Origin of the sequence: Furfurilactobacillus milii, assembly GCF_009863985.1 — a bacterium.
GTDB lineage: Bacteria > Bacillota > Bacilli > Lactobacillales > Lactobacillaceae > Furfurilactobacillus > Furfurilactobacillus milii_A.
Window position 1 is genome coordinate 27,336 of record NZ_WEZT01000011.1, and the last position, 5,100, is coordinate 32,435.

6 protein-coding genes and 1 pseudogene are annotated in these 5,100 nt (G+C 43.2%); 3 read left to right on the forward strand and 4 right to left on the reverse strand.

What is annotated here, in order from left to right; translation table 11 throughout:
- Positions 1-175 precede the first annotated feature (175 nt).
- The 3 genes from GB992_RS06595 to GB992_RS06605 form a co-directional block, all read right to left on the reverse strand.
- Positions 176-829 carry an MIP/aquaporin family protein gene (locus GB992_RS06595; RefSeq protein WP_178941750.1) on the reverse strand — a complete coding sequence of 218 codons (654 nt, stop codon included), beginning with the start codon at positions 827-829 and terminating at the stop codon, positions 176-178.
- Between the two features lie 232 nt (positions 830-1,061).
- Positions 1,062-1,397 carry a hypothetical protein gene (locus GB992_RS06600; protein WP_161001735.1) on the reverse strand — a complete coding sequence of 112 codons (336 nt, stop codon included), beginning with the start codon at positions 1,395-1,397 and terminating at the stop codon, positions 1,062-1,064.
- Between the two features lie 82 nt (positions 1,398-1,479).
- On the reverse strand, positions 1,480-1,701 hold the full coding sequence (locus tag GB992_RS06605; RefSeq protein ID WP_161001736.1) for a hypothetical protein: 222 nt from the start codon (positions 1,699-1,701) through the stop codon (positions 1,480-1,482).
- A 683-nt stretch (positions 1,702-2,384) separates the two neighbouring features.
- Here GB992_RS06605 and GB992_RS06610 point away from each other — a divergent pair.
- Positions 2,385-3,506 carry a baeRF6 domain-containing protein gene (locus GB992_RS06610; RefSeq protein WP_161001737.1) on the forward strand — a complete coding sequence of 374 codons (1,122 nt, stop codon included), beginning with the start codon at positions 2,385-2,387 and terminating at the stop codon, positions 3,504-3,506.
- 136 nt (positions 3,507-3,642) lie between these two features.
- Positions 3,643-3,795 carry a hypothetical protein gene (locus GB992_RS06615; RefSeq protein WP_161001738.1) on the forward strand — a complete coding sequence of 51 codons (153 nt, stop codon included), beginning with the start codon at positions 3,643-3,645 and terminating at the stop codon, positions 3,793-3,795.
- Positions 3,796-3,982: 187 nt separating this feature from the next.
- Here the strand turns inward: GB992_RS06615 and GB992_RS06620 are convergent, their stop codons facing one another.
- Complete coding sequence (locus tag GB992_RS06620) at positions 3,983-4,816, reverse strand: MFS transporter (RefSeq protein WP_238331064.1); 834 nt, start codon at positions 4,814-4,816, stop codon at positions 3,983-3,985.
- Between the two features lie 181 nt (positions 4,817-4,997).
- Between GB992_RS06620 and GB992_RS06625 the strand changes: the two are divergent.
- Positions 4,998-5,100 (forward strand): annotated as a pseudogene (locus GB992_RS06625) (IS30 family transposase); the annotation flags it as partial.

Genomic DNA, 5,100 nt, shown 5'->3' on the forward strand with positions numbered 1-5,100 from the left:
ACTTGAACTAATTAATCAACGACCATTAAAAATACATCATCAACAGACTGCCATTGAAAGATTCCGGGCTTGTTCGGATTAAACTTGTAATTTGCCACATCAAAAAAACACCCTGGTTGCCTGACCAAATGGCCAATTTTCCAGGGTGTTCGTATATAAAGCTTTAAAAATCAGTCTAGTCTTCGCTACCCATCCAACGACCAACAAAGGCCGCAATAGCAGCACCCAAAACTGGGGCAATCAAGTAAACCCAGTAGTGAGATAAAGCAGTACCACCAGCAAAGATGGCAGGTCCGAAACTACGAGCAGGGTTCAAAGAACCACCGGTCAAGTTCAAGGCAACAATGATCAAAAAGGCTAAGGTTAAACCAATTGCTACTGGTGCCATTGTAGCGTTACCAAACTTTTCGCTAGTGACCATCAAGATCACAAATACGAACAAGAAGGTAATAATTGTTTCGAAGCAAAACGCTGCGCCAGCAGAGATCTTAGGAAAATCCGTTTGACCAAAACCAACGCTCTTTGGCAAGCTTAATGCGTGTTCAAAGAAGTACAGAACGGCTGAAGCAACTGTGGCACCTAAAAATTGCGAAATAATGTAAAAAATGGTGTCACTAGCTGACAAACGACCGTTGATCAACATCGCAATAGATACTGCGGGGTTGAAGTTACCACCTGACACGCCACCAACGGCGTAAGCCATCATCGTAATGGCCAATCCGAATGCTAAACCAATGGCTAAAGTGCCGCCTTTAGCAACCGTAACTGTACCAGTACCGATGAAAACAAGCATGAAAGTTCCGATAAACTCGGCAAAATACTTTCTCATTTTCATTCCCTCCAGGAATATGTAAATTTAGAAAACTTTTGTTCGAGTTAAATGACACCCTATTTAGCCTAAAAATACAGACTAAACACCTGTGATTAACCATTTCGCTACAAAATAATTACGTTTCATGTGCATTTTCAAAATTACATAGAAAAAGAGTTGAACCATGAGCTTATTTCAAACAATTACAAACTTGATTGTTCAAGATAAAAACTGATGATTCAACTCTATTTTAGTTTCGATGATTAGCTGCAATAACCTGCAAGCGATGGCCAGCGATCCACAATAAGATAGCCGCCACCCAGGAAGCAAAGATCACGCTAATAATTCCTTGCTGATAAAACGCGCTACCATTAGCCAGCCAGCGATCCGTAAGCTGATTCAATTTAGACAACTCCCACACACCTACAATGGCGGGGATTAAGGTCATCGTATAAACGAAGAACGATGCCCCACCCGTTAACATTGTCAAACTGATGACAACACCAGAAAAAATGTTGATAATGGCCGCCCATAATAATAATCCGTGAACGGCGGCATTAGCCTGTTCACGCCACTCCTGATTCATTTAAAATCCGTCCCTTTATCCTTAGTTAGTTGATTCATTATGACACACTTTACTAATCTAAGGGACAAAATGGCCAACGTTATTACTTTGTCTTACGATCTGCTAATGCCTGCTTGCCTTTATCAGTTAATCCTTCGACGGTATTGCCACTTGCTTCAATGTAACCAGCATCGATCAAAGGCCGAGGATCCCCACCGATTGCATTATCACAGTAGTCTACAAAATGAGTCACTGGCGTCCCGGATTCAACACGGCCTGAGGCAATCGCATCTAAGATATCGTAATCTGTATTTGTTAGTTCCATATCAATTCCTCCTTCTTAAACTGAGGGAATTATACCCTGTTCATTCCCATTTTGTCCTGAATTTGTCCTGCATGTCTGTGGCAAACCACAGTCTTGTACACCTTGAAAGGGATTATTTAACCCTTAAATACGCCAAGCCTAACAATGAAAAGGATGATTTAGAATATGCGTTTGTCAATCATGCTTTACTAAGTCACCGGAACCCTTCAATCCGTTTCTGTCATTACTCAAAGTAATGCTGCCATTTACAGCCACATCCAGTGCTTATTGAAGCTTTCTCAATTTATTTGTGTATCGTAATAACATTGCGAAAGCGCTCTTTTATCATCTTCAAGTAGCCTCGCACTGAATAGTGTCAATAAACGTTCATAGTTTCTTCTGAGGCAAGATTCCCCGCCCTCGTAACGCAAGTTCGCCTATAATTTCAACTTAAAGTAGCTACTTTTTATTTCGGCTGCATAGGCTGCACAAATCGAATCAGTGAGAAGTACATTCAATAATTACCTAATTTACGACTTACTTTGCGTTGTATACGGCTTCATTCCCATAGGCACATAATTCGCATCCGATCACGGCACTTGCTACGCTATCAAGTAGAAAGTGCCGTCCAACAGGTGTTTCAGGCCTTGAAGACGCGTACCTAACAACAGCTAAGACGTGTTTAAATTAGGAGGATAACGCATATGCCAAACTCACTGTTAAATACAGCTACACTAACAACTTTATTAACACAACATCCCGATGCACCAGTTGTATCAATTTACGCAAACATTGATCCTGCTGATCGGCCACACACACGATTACGTGTTCAGGATCTTATTCGTCAGGCAAAGCAACACGTCACCCGTCAGTTTGGCACGGACTGGTGGTCCAGCATTGAACCGCGAGTGACAGCGGCACTCAGCGACGACGCACTATTTGCACAAAATATTAAAGAAAGCATCGCCGTTTTAACCACAGCAGATCAAGTAATCATCGATCATTTGTCCACCAACGTAACTGATCAAGTGTCGGTAGGCACCGTTCCCGAGTTACGACCACTGCTACGTGAACAACAGCGCGCCTTCGATTTCGACTTGCTTGCTCTAAATGGCGATTCGTTTAAGCTTTATCAAATTCGTAATCATCGTGTGATTTTAACACCTCTACCAGATGATGCACCAACCACCTTGACACAGGCGCTCGGCACAGAAATCCGTGGCGGAGACGTTAACAGTGTCAGTCGCGGCGAACACGCTGGCTACCACGGTCACCACACCAAGGATGTCGGCAAAGATATTGACCTGACAAACTACTTCCAAGCCGTTGATAACTTCATGCAAGCTTGGCAAAAAGATACGCAACGACCTCTAGTTCTGTTTGCTTTACCAGAAAATCAAGCTTTATTCCGCAAGCTTAGTCGGTTAACACATATTTCAACGGATTATGTGTTGAATGAATCTCCTGCCAACTTAAGCACTGCGCAGATTCAGCAGCGGATTGAGCCCTTATTTGAACAGCATGCCGACCAAATTATTCAAACAGGACTCAAAGCTTACCATGATGCTGCTAATGCCAATCATCAGGTCAAATTACCAACCGACATTGCCACAGCTGTTTCTCATGGTCAGCTAGGGACTTTAATCGTCGCCGATACATCCGAGTGGCACGGTCACTTAGACCGTGATCAATTCATTGCCGATCCAACCGCCGCTAATGCTATTCCTTCACTGTGTGTCACTATGCTTCAACGTGGCGGTGATGTGATTGTCGTTAATGAAGATCAGTTGCCAGATGGCCAACCAGTTGGGATCAGTCGCTATTGATTTACACTAAAATGAAGTAAATATAAGGGGTTAAATGCGTCTTAAACGGCGTACTTAACCCCTTTTTTTGCGCACTATGCTATGCTGTCGGTGACAGTTAACGCTAAGATTAATGCATATATGAAAGGTGATACTTATGCCTAAAATGTTTGCCGACAAAATCAAACTCTCCACGTACAAACATGTTTCGATTCGTCATCAACCAAATACAATTGATCCACTGCCGTTTAACCAAGCCAGCGACTCAACAAAAACAAACGACCTCATTCTGAGTTTTTGTTTATGGTAGATTGCAAATTTAATCCGAATTTTTGGACAAATTTGTCAGCATGATCTGATAAGGTGTTTGCCAGTCAAGTATTTTAAGTGGTCTCTGATTCAGCTCCTAAAAGATGGGTTTGTGGTAAACACCATTTTAAAGGAAGCTGATCTTTTTTGTCCGAACAGCGTTCGGATTAATTTTACAATCTATCATATTAACGCTCAGCGGGTGCTTCATGACCTGCCGATTGCGTAGCGGAAGTTTCTTCAACATCCGCTGGGGCTTGTTGCTGCCGCACAAATACCGTGGCGACAATAACGCCAATAACGGCTAATGCCAATGTTAGCATAAAGCCCATCCGTGTTCCTGATGAAACGGCATCGCGTGTTCGTTGACCTGCTTCGCCAGTGCTCATCAAACTCGTTGAAAGTGCTGTGGCAATCGCACCACAGATCTGTTGAAGCGTGTTCATAATACTGCTACCATCAGCTGCTAATCGTGGTGGTAAAGCATTCAGTCCATACGTTTGCGCTGGTGACATAGCCAAAGGGGCACCGATCATTAAAATAATGTGTGCTACCACGACATACCAGTATGCAGAGTGGCTGTTAGTCAAAACCAGCAACACAGCACCCACCGCTGCAACACAAAAGCCGGCAATCACTGGACGACGACCGCCAAGCCGATCAAATAACCGGCCAGAAATCGACGAAACCACCGCGTTAATGATATCACCGGGCAGCATGAGCATCCCCGTCAAGGCGACTGGCACCATCAGGCCATCTTGCCAGTACATTGGCAACAGGTACATCGATGACATGATTACCATGAAATCAACCATAACTAACGATGTCCCAACGGAAAACGAACGGATGCCAAAGGCACGCACATTCAGAATTGGTTCATCTAGATGTAATTGACGACGGCAGAATAATGCCAAACTGACGATACCAACAACTAATGCCAGCAATACTTCCCATGAACCCCAGCCCGTTTGACTGGCTAAGCTAACACCAATAACGACGCCACCAAAACCAATGGTTGACATCACAATTGACAATACATCCACATGTGGATGCGTCAACTCACTAACATTTTTTGTAAAAATAATGGCTAAAATAAGTGCAATCGGTAGATTGTAAAATTAATCCGAACGCTGTTCGGACAGAAAAGATCAGCTTCCTTTAAAATGGTGTTTACCACAAACCCATCTTTTAGGAGCTGATCTTTTGTCTAGTATAACCTATTCCGAACGAATTAAAATCGAAACCTTTTGTGAACTAGGGCTGTCCAATATCCAAATGGGCGTTCGGCTGAACCGATCACCGTCAA